The sequence below is a fragment of the Pectobacterium actinidiae genome, from assembly GCF_000803315.1.
Lineage (GTDB): Bacteria > Pseudomonadota > Gammaproteobacteria > Enterobacterales > Enterobacteriaceae > Pectobacterium > Pectobacterium actinidiae.
The window spans coordinates 1,783,964-1,798,307 of the sequence record NZ_JRMH01000001.1 but is presented as its reverse complement, the minus strand read 5'-3'; the positions used below and the strand labels follow the sequence as shown (position 1 = coordinate 1,798,307).

The window sequence follows — 14,344 nt, the reverse complement described above, 5'->3', positions numbered from 1 at the left end:
TCTTTGTTTGGATGTTGTGCCTTATGTCATTTGCTCGTTTTTCTTCTATTTTAGTGCTCAATGTATTGGGCATCGGTCTGTTTTTATCTTGGTATCTACCAGAAAATCATGGTTTTTGGCTCACGCTCGACAGCCATATCTTTTTCTATTTCAACCGTCTCTTGGTTGATAGCCCGACGTTTTTACATCTGGTTGCCATTACGAATAACCGCGCTTTTGACGGCTGTGCGCTCGTTGCGATGGGGTTGCTGTATCTGTCGTTTTATCTGAAAGCTACATCCACCGAGCGTCGCCGTTTGTTGATTCTCGGTTTTATCATGCTGTTAACTGCCGTCGTGCTGAATCAGGCAGGACATTTATTACCGGTGCAACACGCCAGCCCGACGCTCTACTTTAGTGACGTCAACCGCGTTTCAGACTTAACCGGTATTCCGACCAAAGATGCTTCATCGGACAGTTTCCCTGGCGACCACGGCATGATGCTGATGATCTTTGCTGCTTTTATGCTGCGCTATTTTACCCGCACCGCTTTCGCTATCAGTCTGGCCATCGTGGTGATTTTCTCATTGCCTCGCATCATGATTGGTGCACATTGGTTTACCGATATTGCAGTCGGTTCGCTCTCGGTTGTTCTGGTCGGACTAAGCTGGTGGCTATTAACGCCAGCAAGCGATGCCGCTATTGCCCTGTTAAACCGGCTATTACCTAAAAAATCGACAGTATAAATTCACATGATTTTAGATTTTTTACATCGCTATTTTTTAGCTGAACACATCATTAAATCTTATAAATAAAATAGTTAAAACTTCTCGCAATCCTGCTGCTGTTGCGGTAGTCTCGTTCAAGTTTGCTTTTTAGCGCACATTGAACTAACAGCGGCAAGAAAAATAATGTGCATTCCGGCACATTTTCGCCGATGAGTGTTTGGCTAAGAAGCAACTCTGATTTAGTCTGAGTCTCGTTTTCGTTTGGCATTTATACCCCACTGAAATGGGGATACTACATAGCGATATTTATCGTTAAGGACAGCAAGGGAACATAACAATAATGGTCAAGTCTCAACCGATTCTGAGATATATCTGGCGGGCAGTGCCTGCCGTCGCGGTCGCAATGATGCTCTCCGCCTGTGGAAGTAATAGTGCATACAACAATAAAGCTCAAACTGATATGCATGCAGTTAATGACAAAGATGGTCTTTTACTGCAAGCCTCTCAGGATGAATTTGAAGCTCTGGTTCGTAACGTGGATATCAAGTCCAAGTTACTTAACCAATATGCCAGTTGGAAAGGTGTTCGTTACCGTTTAGGCGGTGACAGTCGCCGTGGCATTGACTGCTCAGCTTTCGTTCAGCGCACGTTCCGCGAACAGTTTGGTATGGATCTACCGCGTTCAACCTATGAACAGCAAGAGATGGGCCAGCAAATTCAGCGCAGCAAACTGCGTGTAGGCGATCTTGTTCTGTTCCGTGCAGGTTCAACCGGCCGCCATGTTGGCATTTATCTCGGTAACGATCAGTTCGTTCACGCGTCTACCAGCAGTGGCGTCATCATTTCCAAGATGACCGAAGACTACTGGAATAAACGTTATCAAGAAGGGCGCCGAGTCCTGAGCAAAGGAAAAACCAGCTAAACACTATCGCTCCCTTGCTGTGATCTTGTTTTGCTAGTAAAAAACCTTGCTGTTAGCCAACGAAACCACACGACATCAACGCCGCTTATCACTATAAGCGGCGTTTTTTTATGATGGACATCCTTGTCCCTCACCTGCGGACCGTTGCTGACGCAACGTTAAGAATTTCTCCCGGGAATTTTTTATGCCCGGACGTCACCCAAATACTGCTATGTTCCTCCCCTTCTGCGGCATACTGCGCAAAATATGACTGACTCAACAACCTGAAACATTAACAGGCCGTTATTAAGGTAGGTTTATCACCTGATTTCATGATAAAAAGAAAACATGCAACTTCCCGATGGGAATGTTAATTATTTCAAGAACTTTATGCCGAAAAAATCGGCATTGTTGACGCTACGGTATGGCATATCTGTCTGCATCAGATGACGACCAACCAGATAACGTCCACTCGCAGGAGATTACCGTCAGATGTTAAAGCGCGTTATCGCTGCCGTATTGCTTTGCACGGCCCATTTTGGGGCACATGCCGAGACGATTGAAAACAGCACTAGCTTTGCACTTTTGGGGGAACCTAAATATGCCGAGAACTTCAGTCATTTTGATTACGTCAACCCTGATGCTCCCAAAGGCGGCAGTATCACCCTCAGTGCATTAGGTACCTTTGACAATTTCAACCGTTACGCGCTACGTGGCGTGGCCGCGGCACGTACTGAACGCCTCTACGATTCGCTCTTTGTCTCCTCTGATGACGAACCTGGCAGTTATTATCCGCTGGTCGCACTGACAACACGCCATTCGGCGGATTTCCGCTGGATTGAAATCGAGATGAATCCCAAAGCCCGCTTTCATGATGGTTCACCAATTACCGCAGCTGACGTCGCATTTACCTACAATATGTTTATGACGCAGGGCGTGCCGCAGTTTCGCATCTATTTTAAAGATGTCACCGCCAAAGCTGTTGCACCACTGACCGTACGCTTCGATTTTCCCGTATCCGACAAAAACCGTATGTTCAGTCTGATGACATTGCCCATCATGTCGGAGAAATTCTGGAAGAATCATAAACTCAGCGATCCGCTATCGTATCCACCACCGGCCAGTGGCCCTTACCGCATCACCGCCTATCGCACCGGACAATATGTCACCTATTCACGTGTGAAAGACTATTGGGGTGCCGACTTGCCGGTAAATAAAGGCCAGTATAATTTCGATAGAATCCGCTACGACTACTATCTCGACGACAGCGTCGCGCTGGAAGCGTTTAAAGCTGGCGCTTTCGACCTGCGTGAAGAAGGCTCACCAAAGCATTGGGCGACGCAATATCAGGGCGGCAACTTTGCGCGCGGCTATATCATCAAACAGGATCAGGTCAATCAATCCGCTCAGGATACGCGCTGGCTGGCATTCAATATTCAGCGACCGCTGTTTCAGGATCGCCGAGTTCGTCAGGCGTTAGCGCTGGCATTTGACTTCAACTGGATGAACAAGGCGCTCTATTACAACGCCTATCAACGTACCGATAGCTATTTCCAGAATACGGAGTATGCCGCTAAAGGCGAACCCAGTGCAGAAGAACTGGCATGGTTGACGCCGCTGAAGGACAAGGTGCCAGCCGAGGTCTTTGGCCCCAGCTATCAACCGCCCTCCTCCGATGGCAGCGGCTATGATCGACAAAACTGGCTGAAGGCACTCAAACTGCTGGAAGAAGCTGGATGGGAATTGAAAGATCAAAAGCTGGTCAATAGCAAAACCGGACAGCCGTTTACATTTGAACTGCTATTGCCAAGCGCTGGCAACTCGCAGTATGTCCTGCCCTTTCAGCAGAGCCTGAAAAAGCTGGGCATCACCATGAACGTACGTAACATCGACAGCACGCAGTTTAACAATCGTATCCGTAAGCGGGATTTCGATATGACGGCCACGGTTTACAGCGCATTCCTTTACCCTAGTGATGACCTGCAAATTCGCTGGAGCTCACAGTATATCGATTCAACCTATAACAGACCGGGGGTCAGCGACCCTGCGATTGACTCTCTCATCGAGGAAATCGTTAAGCATCAAGGGCAGAAAGCCCCTCTGCTGTCATTAGGTCGTGCGCTGGACAGGGTATTGACCTGGAATCAGCTCATGATCCCAATGTGGTATTCCAATCATGACCGTTTCGCCTATTGGAACAAATTTGCTATGCCTGCTATACGCCCAGCCTATTCGCTTGGTTTTGATGGCTGGTGGTTCGATACCAAACAGGCGGCTACGCTGCCCGCAGAGCGACGTTAAGGAATAAAAATGGGAACGTATCTGTTACGCCGCCTCTTGCTGGTTATTCCAACTCTGTGGGCGATCATCACAATAAATTTCTTCATTGTGCAAATTGCCCCCGGCGGCCCGGTAGATCAAGCCATCGCGGCAATTGAAATGGGACACGGCAGCGGTTATACCGCTAGCAGTGGAATGGATGCCGGAATGGCACGAACAGGCACCAGCGGCGCACCCAACATCGAGAACGCTTATCGGGGTTCACGCGGGCTTGACCCAGAAGTCATCGAAGAAATCACCAAACGCTATGGCTTCGATAAACCCATCCATGAGCGCTATTTTACCCTGCTGTGGGATTACGTACGTTTTGACTTCGGCGACAGCCTGTTCCGGGGTTCTTCGGTGATGCAGCTCATTAAAGAAAGTATGCCCGTTTCGATCACGCTGGGGCTGTGGAGTACGCTGATCGTCTACCTGATTTCCATTCCGCTTGGCATTAAGAAGGCCGTAAAAAATGGCACACCGTTCGATACCTGGAGCAGCACGCTAATCATTATCGGTTATGCCATTCCCGCGTTTTTGTTTGCGATCATTTTGATTGTACTGTTCGCAGGCGGCAGTTATCTGGATTGGTTCCCCCTGCGAGGGCTGGTTTCCAGCAATTTTGACACCCTACCGTGGTACAGCAAGATTACCGACTACTTGTGGCATATTGCGCTACCGGTTCTGGCTTCCGTCATTGGCGGTTTCGCCACCTTAACTATGCTCACCAAAAACTCCTTTATGGATGAGATTCGCAAGCAGTACGTGGTTACCGCGCGCGCTAAAGGGCTGGATGAAAAGAGTATTCTCTACCGCCACGTGTTCCGTAATGCCATGTTGCTGGTGATCGCTGGCTTCCCCGCCACGTTTATCAGTATGTTTTTCACCGGTTCGCTGCTGATTGAGGTGATGTTCTCGCTCAACGGGCTGGGTCTGTTGGGCTATGACGCGACGCTGCAACGTGACTATCCTGTTATGTTCGGTACGCTGTATATCTTCACGCTGATCGGCTTATTGCTGAATATCGTCAGTGACATAACCTATACGTTGGTGGATCCGCGTATCGATTTTGAGGGACGCCAATGAGCCGCTTAAGCCCGATTAATCAGGCGCGCTGGGCGCGTTTTAAAAGTAATCGTCGCGGTTACTGGTCGCTGTGGATTTTCATGGTGCTGTTTATCGTCAGCCTGTTTTCCGAACTGTTCGCCAATGACAAACCGCTGCTGGTGAAGTATGACGGCCAGTTTTATACGCCAGTGCTTGTTGACCACAGCGAGCGGACGTTCGGCGGACAGTTGGATACCCCTGCTGACTTCCGCGATCCTTATATCGCAGAACGCATCAGCAGCCACGGCTGGGCGATCTGGCCGCTGATTCACTACAGTTACGACACCATAAATTACGCCACGACAGCCTCCTTCCCGTCTGCACCAAACTGGCAAAACTGGCTGGGCACGGACAGCCAAGGGAAAGACGTCGTCGCCCAGGTAATGTATGGCTTCCGTATCTCACTGTTGTTCGGTCTGGCGCTCACCATCCTATCCAGCGTGATTGGTATCACCGTGGGAGCAACACAGGGCTATTACGGCGGGCGTTTCGACCTATGGGGGCAACGCTTTATCGAGGTCTGGTCCGGTATGCCGACGCTGTTTTTGATTATCTTGCTGTCCAGCGTGATTCAGCCGGATTTTTGGTGGCTATTGGGCATTACCGTACTGTTCGGCTGGATGAGTCTGGTTGGCGTGGTACGGGCGGAATTTCTGCGTACCCGAAATTTTGACTATATTCGTGCGGCGCAGGCGATGGGCGTCAGCGACCGCGCCATTATGTTCCGCTGCATGCTGCCAAACGCGATGGTCGCTACGCTGACCTACCTGCCCTTTATTCTCTGCGGCTCGATTACCACGCTGACATCGCTGGATTTTCTCGGCTTTGGTCTGCCGATGGGCTCGCCATCATTAGGCACTTTATTGCTGGAAGGAAAAAATAACCTTCAGGCGCCGTGGCTGGGCATTACCGTATTTATGGTGCTTTCCATCGTGCTTTCCTTACTCATTTTTATCGGCGAAGCAGTTCGCGACGCCTTTGACCCCAGCAAGGCGCATTAATATGTCCAGTTCACCTTTATTGCAGATAGATAATCTCAGCATTGCCTTCCGCAAAGGCGATCGGGAGCAGCGCGTTGTCGACCAGCTTTCACTGGCGGTGAACGCAGGTGAGACGCTGGCGCTGGTCGGTGAATCAGGCTCGGGGAAAAGCGTCACTGCACTATCAGTGTTGCGTTTGCTCCCCTCTCCACCCGTGGTTTATCCGCAAGGGGATATCCGCTTTGCCGGGCAATCGCTACTGCATGCTGATGAAAAAACACTGCGTCAGATACGTGGCAACCGGATTGCGATGATCTTTCAGGAACCGATGGTGTCGCTTAACCCTCTGCAACGCATTGAGAAACAGCTGATTGAGGTGCTCTCACTCCACCGAGGCATGCGCACCGAAGCAGCTCGCAGCGAAGTCATCACCTGTCTGGATCGCGTGGGGATTCGACAGGCTAAGAGCCGATTAAATGATTTCCCGCACCAGCTTTCTGGCGGGGAACGCCAGCGTGTCATGATTGCGATGGCGCTGCTGACACAGCCGGATTTACTGATTGCCGACGAACCCACAACGGCACTCGACGTAACCGTTCAGGCGCAAATATTAAAACTGCTGAACGAGCTGAAACAGGAACTGGGGATGAGTTTACTGTTCATCACCCACAACCTGAATATTGTCCGCCAGTTGGCAGATAACGTGTCGGTCATGAAAGCGGGTCAGGCTGTGGAACACAATCGCTGTCAGCAGCTTTTCAGCACACCGCAGCATCCCTACACGCGCCAGTTGCTGGATGCAGAGCCGTCGGGCGAGCCGCTTCCAGTAACGGATGATGGCGAACCTCTGTTACGAGTGGAAAAACTGCACGTTTCGTTTCCCATCAAACGTGGCCTTTTGCGTCGTACCGTTGACGAAAAACAGGTCGTGAACAATATCAACTTCACCCTGCGACGCGGCGAAAGTCTGGGTCTGGTGGGGGAATCCGGTTCAGGAAAAAGCACGACCGGGTTAGCGTTACTGCGCCTGATTCAATCACGCGGTGATATCTGGTTTGACGGCCAGCCTATGCAGGGGCTAACTCGTAAGCAAATGCTGCCTTTCCGCAGCCGGATTCAGGTTGTCTTTCAAGATCCAAACTCTGCACTGAACCCACGGCTGAATGTGGAACAAATTATTGCGGAGGGATTGACCGTCCATCATAAGTTAAGCAAAGCGGCAATCGACCAGCGTGTGATTGAGGCGATGCAGGAAGTCGGGCTGGATCCCACGACCCGCTACCGTTATCCCTCCGAGTTTTCCGGCGGCCAACGTCAGCGTATCGCTATCGCTCGTGCGCTGATCCTGCAACCCGAGCTGCTGATCCTCGATGAACCCACGTCGTCGCTGGACAGAACGGTTCAGGCGCAAATTCTGGCGTTGCTGAAATCATTACAGGAAAAGCACAAAATCGCTTACCTGTTTATCAGCCATGACTTACAGGTTATCCGTTCTCTATGCCATCAGGTTATTGTGTTGCGACAAGGCGAAGTGGTCGAACAGGGAGAATGCAAACAGGTATTCGCGCACCCTGCCGAACATTACACGCGAGAACTGCTACAGTTCTCATCTTACACGACGGAAACGCCGTCAGCATAAATGAGGGAATGCCGCAACGCCAGTCTGCTGACGCTGCGGTTTAAAAGGGATAGTGTGCCGATACGGACTCAGCGATAGCGACACCGACATTTTTCAGACGGCACATTGCCGTACTTTCATCATTACGATGTAAAAACAGACACGGTTCGCCTTCCCATTCCAGAACGGCGCATTCAACCTGTATTTCAGACAGGGATTGATTCAGCTGACGCATAATGTTCCATGCGATGTCGCCATCGTGGCTCAACAGTTTGAGACCAATCAGGTTGTTGTCTTCTTCTCTGCCGCTCAGCGGAATCGGTTCAACATTGATACCTGTAAAACCCGATAACCAGCGATAACTTTGCGGCAAACGATGAACTACCGAAAGTTGGAAACTGTCCACTACTGTTTTCCTCAGGTAATAATTCACAAAATAGTAACATATTTATCATAGTAGCGTGTTCGCACCATTTTTTGCCACTTTTAGTGAACAAAAAAACAACAAACACACTTTTTTCATATCGTGATAGTGGCTAACAGGTTTTATTGCAAGGACTATTAATGCCAGATTGATCACGAATTTTTCTTCTTTTCCGGCTATATGTAACCTTTTCCATTTAATATCTCAACCCTTTTCAGCCCACCCGTTCACTTTTGGGTCAAATATTTTACATTAGCAAAACAAAAAACGATGGCTGGTATTGTCTTAAGAAGGACAATAAGGAATAAGAGGGAGCAGACTCAGATACAGGAACATCTTTCCTGCATCTGAGAAGAAGGGAGGATCAAGACGCGGGAGTACGGGTGGCGTACAGATACAGCATAAAAGCACCAATCGAACAGATTGCCATCGATAGTACCATCGGCCAAGCGCTGTTGAATGAGGCCAGAGAGAGGATAACCCCCACTATCGCGCCCAGACCAAAGCGTAGTGTGCCAGCCAACGACGATGCCGTCCCTGCCATATGCGGGAAGTCATCAAGAATAACCGCCATCGCATTCGACGCCACCATCGCAATGCAGCCAACAAACAGCGCCACACCAAATACCAGCGGTAAAAACCCAAGGTCGAACAGGCAGACAATCACCAGCCATATTCCCATCACGAACTGAATGACTAGCCCCGTGCGGAACATCGCCATCGCCCCCAGCCGTCGCACATTACGGCTGTTAAACAGCGTCACCACAAATAGAAAGACGACGTTCAAGGCAAAATAGTAGCCAAAATTCTGGGGAGAAACGCCATGCAGATTGATATACACAAACGGCCCGGCACTTAGGAAGGAAAACATGCCGCAGAACGAAAGCCCGCTTGCCACCATGTAGCTGAACACCCGCTTATGGCGGAACAGGATGGCAAAATTCCCGATAGTGGTGCGCAGATGAAATTTCTGCCGCTTCGCGGGTGGTAAAGTCTCTTTGATAAAAAAGAAAATCAGCGCTGACGCCAAAAAAGCCGCACCAGAGATCGTCCAGAAAATGGAATGCCAGCTAAACCACAGCAACAACCAGCCACCCGCAATCGGCGCAATGAGTGGCGCGACAGTCATGACCAGCACGACAAACGACATCATGCGAGAAAAATCATCCCGCGAGAACATATCGCGCATCAGTGCATTAATCACCACGGCAGCCGCCGCAGCGGAAACCCCATGCAGGAAGCGCATGTAGATCAGCTGCTCTACCGTTTGTGCCAGCGCACAGGCCACGCCTGCGAATGCAAAAACCAGCGTGCCGCCAAGAATCACAGGTTTACGCCCCAGGCTGTCCGCCATCGGCCCGTAGAACATTTGACCAATCGCAAAGCCCAGCACATAGGTGCTGAGCGTCATTTGGACATGCCCGTCCCCCACACCAAACTCGTTAGCAATGGTCGGCAACGCAGGTAAATACATATCGATAGCTAACGGCATTAGCATCGAAATCAGGCCGAGAATAAAAATCAACCCGAGGTGAGAAGAGCGGCGTAATTGCACTAATAACTCCAGATTAGAAAAGAGGCATTGCTGAACAGCATTATTTTACGCTGGCGACTTCGTCATCGCGTAATTCCCGGAATTCCCCCGGTTCCAGTTCGCTATCCAGACAGATGCCACCAATACGCTCGCGGTGTAGCCCCACTACGCGATTCCCCACCGCAGCAAACATCCTTTTCACCTGATGATAGCGACCTTCGCTGATCGTCAGTCGAACGACATGATCCGTTATCTTCTCAAGCGTAGCGGGTTTAGTGAGATTCTTCTCGTTATGCAGTTGCACGCCGGCTGTAAATTGCGCGGCGGTATTCTCAGCCAACGGCAACTCCAGCGTCACCAGATACGTTTTCTCGCACTGATGCTTAGGCGAGGTAATACGATGTGACCATTGCCCGTCGTCAGTTAGCAGCACCAGCCCAGTGGTGTCGATATCCAGCCGCCCCGCCGCGTGCAGTTTGTGCGCCACCGGGACATCCATGAAATACAGAATGGTAGGATGATCGGGATCGTCCGTTGAACACACATAGCCTTGGGGCTTATTCAGCATGAAATAGCGCGGCCCGTTCTGTTGTTCCAGCGGGTTACCATCAAATTCGACGTGATGCTCAGGGGAAAGCTTGAACGCACCGCTTTTTACCACGTCACCATCCACGGTAACACGCTGTGCATGGAGTTCGCGCGCCACCAGCGAGCGGCTGATTCCCAGATGCTGGGATAAAAATTTGTCCAATCGCATTAAAACTCACTACCTGTCTCAAATAACTGCCAGTCTCAAACCGTGAGACCCTAAATTGTGAGATCGTAGTATAACGGGGCTTTGTTCGCTCGTCCTGCAATTCACTGTCCATAAGTTGCTCTTTTTAGCCTGTCTGCGGGCTGCTCCGACTTTGCTTATCCCTCGCACCAGATATTTTCAACAGGCATAATAGAAGCCGTTTTTATCTTTGAGGACAACGCTATGTCATCTATTCACGGCCATGAAGTTTTGCAAATGATGCTCGCGTCCGGTGAGTCGTTTACCACTGAACAGCTGATTACCACGATAGAAACCCGCTTCGGCAGCGCTGCGCGCTTTCATACCTGCTCTGCCGAAAATATGACGGCCTCAATGCTGGTACAATTTCTGGCTGAACGTGGGAAATTCATTCCGCACGATGCGGGCTTTACCACCAACGCCAGTAAAATCTGCCAGCACTAGTTATGTCGTTCACACAGCCTGTCTCGTTCACACTACGGCCTTACCAGCGTGAGGCGGTTTCCGCCACACTCGACTATTTTCGCCGCCACACTCAACCGGCCGTCATCGTTTTGCCTACCGGTGCGGGGAAAAGCCTGGTTATCGCCGAACTGGCACGGCTTGCTCGTGGTCGTGTACTGGTGCTCGCACACGTCAAAGAACTGGTCGCGCAAAACCATGCCAAATACTGTGCCCTGGATTTGGAAGCAGATATCTTCGCGGCGGGGCTACAGCAGCGAGAGAGTCAGGGGAAGGTGGTCTTTGGCAGCGTGCAGTCGGTCGCGCGTAATCTCGATCAGTTCGATAATGCCTTTTCCCTGCTGATCATTGATGAATGTCACCGTATTAGCGACGACGATAACAGCCAATATCAACAAATCATCCAGCACCTGCAAAAGACTAACCCGCAGTTGCGGTTACTCGGCTTAACCGCCACGCCCTATCGGCTCGGCAAAGGCTGGATATATCAGTATCACTATCACGGTATGATCCGTGGCGACGAGCGCTGTTTGTTCCGCGACTGTATTTATGAGCTGCCGTTGCGTTATATGATCAAGCATGGCTTCCTGGTGCCGCCTGACAGATTAGATATGCCAGTCGTGCAATATGATTTCAGTAAGCTCGTCGCCCGCAGCAACGGGCTATTCAGTGAGGCTGACCTAAACCTCGAACTCAAGCGTCAACAGCGTATTACGCCGCACATCATCAACCAAATTATCGATTATGCGCAAACACGGCGCGGCGTGATGATTTTTGCTTCCACCGTCGAACATGCCAAAGAAATTACGGCTTTGCTGCCGGTTGGTCAGGCTGCGCTGGTCAGCGCCGATACGCCAGCGGCCGAGCGCGATGCGTTGATTAACGCCTTTAAACAGCAGTCACTGCGCTATCTGGTCAATGTGGCGGTGCTGACGACCGGTTTTGATGCGCCGCATGTCGATCTTATCGCCATCCTTCGTCCCACAGAATCCGTCAGCCTGTATCAGCAAATCGTCGGGCGCGGTTTACGATTGTATCCGGGAAAAATAGACTGTCTGATACTGGATTACGCTGGTAACCCACACGACCTGTACACGCCAGAAGTCGGCAACAGCAAGCCCCATGCTGGCAGCCAGCCGGTACAGGTTTTCTGTCCTGAATGTGGCTTTGCTAATCTGTTCTGGGGAAAAACTACCTCGGACGGCGATGTCATCGAACACTATGGTCGCCGCTGCCAAGGTTGGGAAATGGCGGAAAACGGCCAACGCAAACAGTGTGATTTCCGATTTAGGTTTAAAGTGTGTCCGCACTGCGGCGCGGAAAATGATATTGCCGCGCGGCGCTGCCACCAATGTGACGAGGTATTGGTCGATCCTGACGATATGCTGAAAGCAGCGCTGAAACTGAAAGATGCGCTGGTTCTACGCTGTAGCGGCATCAGTTTCGAGCAAGGACAGGATGCAAAAGGTGAATGGTTGAAGATTACCTATCACGATGAGGAAGGTGCCGAAGTTAGCGAACGTTTTCGCCTGCAAACTACCGCTCAGCGCCATGTTTTCCTGCAACAGTTCTTACGTGTTCACCAACGCGCGCCGGGAACCCCATTTAACTGGCAAAATGCCGCTGACGTCGTCGCACAACAAGCCTTATTACGCGCCCCCGATTTTGTCGTTGCACGTAAAAACGGGAAATTCTGGCAAATACGCGAAAAGCTCTTTGATTATCAGGGACGCTTTCGCCGCGCCAACGAGCTCCGCGGCTAAGTAATTTGGGGATTCATTTGCCCATGTCGCCATATTCCGCTAGAATTCAGCCCGCTTTTATTCACAAAAGCTGAATACCCCAACCTGCTGCTGGGTCGCCTGTAGCAGGATTACTTTATATAAGTAGAGAAGAAAATGATTACTATCAAAGCAGAAGCACGTCAAGGTCAGGGTAAGGGTGCGAGCCGCCGCCTGCGTTCAACTGGTAAATTCCCAGCCATCGTTTACGGTGGTTCAGAAGCACCAGTATCTATCGAACTGGATCACGATTCAGTGAAAAACCAAGAAGTGAAAGAAGGCTTCTACGGTGAAACACTGATTCTGTCCATCGATGGCAAAGAAGTTCAAGTTAAAGTTCAGGCTGTACAACGTCACGTTTACAAGCCAAAACTGACTCACATCGACTTCGTTCGCGTTTAGTTTACGCTGAAGTCGTTTTCCGGGACGCCGGAAAAGAAAAACGCCGCTTATGCGGCGTTTTTTTTATAACACTTTTTATAACAATTAGTTAATTCACAAAGGAATGTGAATATGTCTCGTGATATCTCACAGCGACTGATCGCTATTGACGCTCTGCGCGGCCTGGTTATGGTGCTTATGCTACTAGACCATGTGCGGGAAACCTTTTATCTGCACCTGCAACTCGCCGATCCGATTGATGTAACCAGCACCGATCCTATGCTGTTCATCAACCGTACGCTGGCGCACCTGTGTGCCCCCGTGTTTGTCATTTTAACTGGCCTCTCTGCGGCGCTTTACCACCAGAAAGTGCAAGATCGCCGACAAACTGCCCTCTTTCTATTCCAGCGCGGCTTAATTCTTATCCTTCTTGAGCTCACGTTGATCAACTTTGCATGGACGTTCCAATTCCCGCCACAGGTCATCTATTTACAGGTAATCTGGGCAATCGGTATGAGCATGCTCGCTCTCAGCGCGCTCATCTGGCTCCCAGTCGGGCTGGTTTTGATAGTGGGCATCGTTATTGTGGGCGGACATAACCTGCTGGATCCTCTACAGGTTTCCGCAGACTCCATCTGGTCCATTCCCTGGGCGATTCTGCACGATCGCGGTTGGATAGACATCAGCGAAACCTTCCGTATGCGTACGTCATATCCGGTACTTCCCTGGGTTGGTGTCATTTCACTTGGCTATACGGCTGGCGCGTTATATCGAAAAGAGATATTTCCACTTCAGCGTCAGAAAGCCCTGCTCGTTCTGTCTGGGATCACGCTAGCACTGTTCTTCGTTCTGCGTAGTATCAATCGGTATGGCGAAAAGCCCTGGCAGCAGAGTGATGTCATCACGCAGACGCTCATGAGCTATTTCAACATCACAAAATACCCGCCATCGCTGCTGTTCCTCTGTCTGACGCTTGGCATCGGGCTTTACCTGCTTGCCGTATTCGAGCGTCAGCAGCAAAAGCGCTGGCTTGTGATGCTAGCGAGCTTCGGTGCAGCGCCGATGTTTTTCTATCTACTGCATCTGTATGTTTTAAAAGGTATGTATTTAACCGCTGTCGCGATATGGGGGAAAAATCAGGGAGAGTGGTTCGGCTTTTCCGCCGTCTGGCAATTGTGGGTGTGTACTCTGGTGCTGATGGTCGTGCTATTTTCGCCCGTTCGCGCGTTTGCCCGCCTAAAAGCACGCCGCAGAGACATCCGCTGGCTTAAATACTTTTAATCGCTATCGTTTCAAACCGTTATCCACCACTGCCCTTTTCCTGAAGTAAGAAAAAGGGCAGTCTCGTCTGG

General features: G+C 50.5%; 13 protein-coding genes. 10 read left to right on the top strand and 3 right to left on the bottom strand.

The features are described 5' to 3' along the window. The first annotated feature begins 23 nt into the window (after positions 1-23). The 6 genes from KKH3_RS07545 to yejF all read left to right on the top strand — a co-directional run bounded on the left by KKH3_RS07545 (position 24) and on the right by yejF (position 7,656). Positions 24-725, top strand: a complete 702-nt coding sequence (locus tag KKH3_RS07545) for a phosphatase PAP2 family protein (protein WP_039357664.1) — start codon at positions 24-26, stop codon at positions 723-725. Positions 726-1,047: 322 nt separating this feature from the next. Next, complete coding sequence (gene mepS / locus KKH3_RS07540) at positions 1,048-1,629, top strand: bifunctional murein DD-endopeptidase/murein LD-carboxypeptidase (protein WP_039357661.1); 582 nt, start codon at positions 1,048-1,050, stop codon at positions 1,627-1,629. A gap of 471 nt (positions 1,630-2,100) precedes the next feature. Continuing rightward, positions 2,101-3,909 (top strand): extracellular solute-binding protein, encoded by a 1,809-nt coding sequence (locus KKH3_RS07535; RefSeq protein WP_039357657.1) that lies wholly within the window; start codon positions 2,101-2,103, stop codon positions 3,907-3,909. A 9-nt stretch (positions 3,910-3,918) separates the two neighbouring features. Continuing rightward, positions 3,919-5,016 carry a microcin C ABC transporter permease YejB gene (locus tag KKH3_RS07530; RefSeq protein ID WP_010294799.1) on the top strand — a complete coding sequence of 366 codons (1,098 nt, stop codon included), beginning with the start codon at positions 3,919-3,921 and terminating at the stop codon, positions 5,014-5,016. After that, on the top strand, positions 5,013-6,038 hold the full coding sequence (locus KKH3_RS07525; protein ID WP_039357654.1) for an ABC transporter permease: 1,026 nt from the start codon (positions 5,013-5,015) through the stop codon (positions 6,036-6,038). Before KKH3_RS07530 ends, KKH3_RS07525 begins: the two co-directional genes overlap by 4 nt. Before the next feature lies 1 nt (position 6,039). Further along, positions 6,040-7,656, top strand: coding sequence for a microcin C ABC transporter ATP-binding protein YejF (gene yejF, locus KKH3_RS07520; protein ID WP_039357651.1), 1,617 nt, complete (start codon positions 6,040-6,042; stop codon positions 7,654-7,656). A gap of 40 nt (positions 7,657-7,696) precedes the next feature. Here yejF and KKH3_RS07515 read toward each other — a convergent pair whose 3' ends face one another. The 3 genes from KKH3_RS07515 to rsuA form a co-directional block, all read right to left on the bottom strand. Then, positions 7,697-8,041 carry a YejG family protein gene (locus KKH3_RS07515; protein ID WP_039357648.1) on the bottom strand — a complete coding sequence of 115 codons (345 nt, stop codon included), beginning with the start codon at positions 8,039-8,041 and terminating at the stop codon, positions 7,697-7,699. A 382-nt stretch (positions 8,042-8,423) separates the two neighbouring features. Then, on the bottom strand, positions 8,424-9,614 hold the full coding sequence (locus tag KKH3_RS07510; protein WP_039357645.1) for a Bcr/CflA family multidrug efflux MFS transporter: 1,191 nt from the start codon (positions 9,612-9,614) through the stop codon (positions 8,424-8,426). A gap of 40 nt (positions 9,615-9,654) precedes the next feature. Next, positions 9,655-10,350 (bottom strand): 16S rRNA pseudouridine(516) synthase RsuA, encoded by a 696-nt coding sequence (gene rsuA, locus KKH3_RS07505; protein ID WP_039357642.1) that lies wholly within the window; start codon positions 10,348-10,350, stop codon positions 9,655-9,657. Positions 10,351-10,572: 222 nt separating this feature from the next. On the opposite strand from rsuA, the gene KKH3_RS07500 reads away from it, so the two are divergent. The 4 genes from KKH3_RS07500 (at position 10,573) to KKH3_RS07485 (ending at position 14,273) form a co-directional block, all read left to right on the top strand. Next, the gene (locus KKH3_RS07500) at positions 10,573-10,812 is read left to right on the top strand and encodes a YecH family metal-binding protein (protein ID WP_039357641.1); all 240 of its coding nucleotides are present in this window, start codon (positions 10,573-10,575) and stop codon (positions 10,810-10,812) included. A 2-nt stretch (positions 10,813-10,814) separates the two neighbouring features. Then, positions 10,815-12,593, top strand: coding sequence for a DNA repair helicase RadD (gene radD / locus KKH3_RS07495; protein ID WP_039357638.1), 1,779 nt, complete (start codon positions 10,815-10,817; stop codon positions 12,591-12,593). 135 nt (positions 12,594-12,728) lie between these two features. After that, positions 12,729-13,013, top strand: coding sequence for a 50S ribosomal protein L25 (gene rplY, locus KKH3_RS07490; protein WP_039357635.1), 285 nt, complete (start codon positions 12,729-12,731; stop codon positions 13,011-13,013). Between the two features lie 111 nt (positions 13,014-13,124). Next, positions 13,125-14,273 (top strand): acetyltransferase domain-containing protein, encoded by a 1,149-nt coding sequence (locus KKH3_RS07485; protein ID WP_039357632.1) that lies wholly within the window; start codon positions 13,125-13,127, stop codon positions 14,271-14,273. Positions 14,274-14,344 lie beyond the last annotated feature (71 nt).

Bases quoted from the DNA above. Each gene is read 5' to 3' on its own strand.
- yejF (WP_039357651.1), top strand. From the start codon at position 6,040: ATGTCCAGTTCACCTTTATTGCAGATAGATAATCTCAGCATTGCCTTC.
- KKH3_RS07485 (WP_039357632.1), top strand. From the start codon at position 13,125: ATGTCTCGTGATATCTCACAGCGACTGATCGCTATTGACGCTCTGCGC.
- KKH3_RS07500 (WP_039357641.1), top strand. From the start codon at position 10,573: ATGTCATCTATTCACGGCCATGAAGTTTTGCAAATGATGCTCGCGTCC.
- KKH3_RS07545 (WP_039357664.1), top strand. From the start codon at position 24: ATGTCATTTGCTCGTTTTTCTTCTATTTTAGTGCTCAATGTATTGGGC.
- KKH3_RS07525 (WP_039357654.1), top strand. From the start codon at position 5,013: ATGAGCCGCTTAAGCCCGATTAATCAGGCGCGCTGGGCGCGTTTTAAA.
- KKH3_RS07530 (WP_010294799.1), top strand. From the start codon at position 3,919: ATGGGAACGTATCTGTTACGCCGCCTCTTGCTGGTTATTCCAACTCTG.
- rplY (WP_039357635.1), top strand. From the start codon at position 12,729: ATGATTACTATCAAAGCAGAAGCACGTCAAGGTCAGGGTAAGGGTGCG.
- rsuA (WP_039357642.1), bottom strand. From the start codon at position 10,350: ATGCGATTGGACAAATTTTTATCCCAGCATCTGGGAATCAGCCGCTCG.
- radD (WP_039357638.1), top strand. From the start codon at position 10,815: ATGTCGTTCACACAGCCTGTCTCGTTCACACTACGGCCTTACCAGCGT.
- KKH3_RS07535 (WP_039357657.1), top strand. From the start codon at position 2,101: ATGTTAAAGCGCGTTATCGCTGCCGTATTGCTTTGCACGGCCCATTTT.
- mepS (WP_039357661.1), top strand. From the start codon at position 1,048: ATGGTCAAGTCTCAACCGATTCTGAGATATATCTGGCGGGCAGTGCCT.